The organism is Micromonospora maritima (genome assembly GCF_902825405.1).
Classification (GTDB): domain Bacteria; phylum Actinomycetota; class Actinomycetes; order Mycobacteriales; family Micromonosporaceae; genus Micromonospora; species Micromonospora maritima.
Map to the genome: position 1 here is coordinate 1 of NZ_CADEAU010000724.1, position 2,134 is coordinate 2,134.

The 2,134-nt window shown below is 73.7% G+C and carries 4 protein-coding genes; 3 read left to right on the forward strand and 1 reads right to left on the reverse strand.

What is annotated here, in order from left to right:
- Positions 1-103: 103 nt before the first annotated feature.
- A complete protein-coding gene (locus HUW36_RS31525) occupies positions 104-445 on the reverse strand; it encodes an antibiotic biosynthesis monooxygenase family protein (protein ID WP_174531405.1) in 342 nt (113 codons plus the stop codon).
- A 27-nt stretch (positions 446-472) separates the two neighbouring features.
- Here HUW36_RS31525 and HUW36_RS31530 point away from each other — a divergent pair, with 27 nt between their 5' ends.
- From HUW36_RS31530 to HUW36_RS31540, 3 genes are all read left to right on the forward strand, one after another.
- Positions 473-736, forward strand: coding sequence for a DUF6703 family protein (locus HUW36_RS31530; RefSeq protein ID WP_174531406.1), 264 nt, complete (start codon positions 473-475; stop codon positions 734-736).
- Between the two features lie 78 nt (positions 737-814).
- A complete protein-coding gene (locus HUW36_RS31535; protein WP_174531407.1) occupies positions 815-1,771 on the forward strand; it encodes a metal ABC transporter substrate-binding protein in 957 nt (318 codons plus the stop codon).
- The coding region (locus tag HUW36_RS31540) for a metal ABC transporter ATP-binding protein (RefSeq protein ID WP_174531408.1) at positions 1,768-2,134 on the forward strand (367 nt) is incomplete at its 3' end. The genes HUW36_RS31535 and HUW36_RS31540, both read left to right, overlap by 4 nt.

Below are 2,134 nucleotides of genomic sequence, written 5' to 3' on the forward strand. Positions count from 1 at the left end.
GGGCACGCCCGGGTCGGCCGGCGGGGCGCCGGGCGGCACGGGCGACGGGGGTGGTGCGGCCGGTCCGGGAGCGGTCATACGCGCCAGGGTAGTGCCCCGGGACTCAGCGGTAAGGACCTGCGGCACGATCACTGGCGACGACGACGATCTCGCCCTGCGGGGCGGCGCTGGCGAGCGTCTCGTACGCCGACGGCTCGTCCACCGATCGGGCGAGCAACGGCACGGCGCTGACCTTGACGTCGAACCCGCCCAGCGCCCGCCGGTACGCCCCGACCGACTCCCACTCGGTGACCAGGCACCAGTGGGCCGGGTCGTCGAGTGCCCGCAGCAGGTCACCGCGCAGGTAACCGGGCCGGGCGGCGAGCGCGGCGAGCGCGGCGTGCGCCTCCCGGGTGAACTCGTCAGCCGTTTCGGCGTCCACCACGAACCGGTTGGTGACCAGCACGGCGTTCCTCCTCGTAGAGTTTGTGGCATGCAGCGTACGCAGAGTCCCGTGCTGTCCCGGTTGGCCCGGCTCAACCCGACGACGGTGTTCCTCGCCGCGCTGGTCCTGGTGCTGGTCGGCCTCTTCGCGCCCGGGCCGGCCGGCGGTGTCCTGCTGCTGGTGCTGGCCGCCGGCCTGGTCTGGCTGATGACGGTGACCTGGCCGGTGCAGGCGCCGGCGACCCGGGTGCTCCGGCTGCTGATGCTGACCCTGCTGGTCGCGGTCGCGCTGGCCAAGCTGACGGTCGGCTGATCCGTGCGGCCTGACCTGCGCTGACATGCAATCATGCGTTTTTGACAATAATTTTCGTTGTCACGGACAGTTGGTCCCATGACCGTTCGTGCCACGCCCCGTGCCCTCGCCGCCGCCACCGCCGCCCTGCTCACCGTCGGCGGTCTCGCCGCCTGCTCGACCGGCGACGGCGGCGGGAAGGACCCGGACAAGGTCGACGTGGTGGCCGCGTTCTACCCGCTCCAGTTCCTGACCGAGCGGATCGGCGGCGACCGGGTCGCGGTCGGCAACCTGACCAAGCCGGGCGCGGAGCCGCACGATCTGGAGCTGAACCCGCGCCAGGTCGGTCAGGTGGCCGACGCCGAGCTGATCGTCTATCTCACCGGCTTCCAGCCGGCGGTGGACGAGGCGGTCGAGCAGAACGGTGGCGACCGCGCCTTCGACGTGGCCGGGGTCGCCCCGCTGCTCGACGCCGCCGCGGGCGGGCACGAGCACGAGGGTGAGGCCGGGCACGAGGGTGAGGCCGGCCACGAGGAGGAGGGCGGCAAGGATCCGCACCTCTGGCTCGACCCGACCCGGCTTGCCACGGTCGGCGACAAGCTCGCCGAGCGCCTCGGCCGGGCCGACCCGGACCACGCCGCCGACTACACCGCGCGGGCCGGCGCGCTGCGTACCGAGCTGGCGAAGCTGGACACCGAGTACGCCGAGGGCCTGCGCACCTGCCAGCGCCGCGAGATCGTGACCAGCCACACCGCCTTCGGCTACCTGGCCGAGCACTACAAGCTGGAGCAGATCGGCATCAGCGGCCTGACCCCGGAGTCGGAGCCCTCCCCGCAGCGGCTCGCCGAGGTCGCGAAGGAGGCCCGGGAGCACCAGGCCGGTACGATCTTCTTCGAGACGCTGGTCAGCCCGAAGGTCGCCGAGACGATCGCCCGGGAGGTCGGGGCGAAGACCGCGGTCCTGGACCCGATCGAGGGCCCGCCCGCCGAGGGCGACTACCTGACGGCCATGCGCGCCAACCTGCAGACCCTGCGAACCGCCCTGGACTGCTCATGACCCCACCCGTGATCGAGATCGCGCACGCCACGGTCGGCTACGACGGCCGGCCGGTGCTGCGTGACGTGTCGCTGACCGTGACCGCCGGCGAGGTGGTCGCCGTGCTCGGCGCCAACGGCTCCGGCAAGTCGACGCTGGTCCGCGCCGCGCTCGGCCTGGTGCCGCTCGGCGCCGGGTCGGTCGCCCTGTTCGGCACGCCGCAGCGCCGCTTCCGGCAGTGGCACCGCATCGGGTACGTCCCGCAGCGGCTCGGTGCGGGCGGCGGCGTGCCCGCCACCGTGGGCGAGGTGGTGGCGTCCGGACGGTTGGCCCGACGGGGCGTGCTCCGGCCGGCCGGGCGGGCCGACCGGGAGGCGGTGGCGG

Bases quoted from the DNA above. Each gene is read 5' to 3' on its own strand.
- HUW36_RS31530 (WP_174531406.1), top strand. From the start codon at position 473: ATGCAGCGTACGCAGAGTCCCGTGCTGTCCCGGTTGGCCCGGCTCAAC.
- HUW36_RS31535 (WP_174531407.1), top strand. From the start codon at position 815: ATGACCGTTCGTGCCACGCCCCGTGCCCTCGCCGCCGCCACCGCCGCC.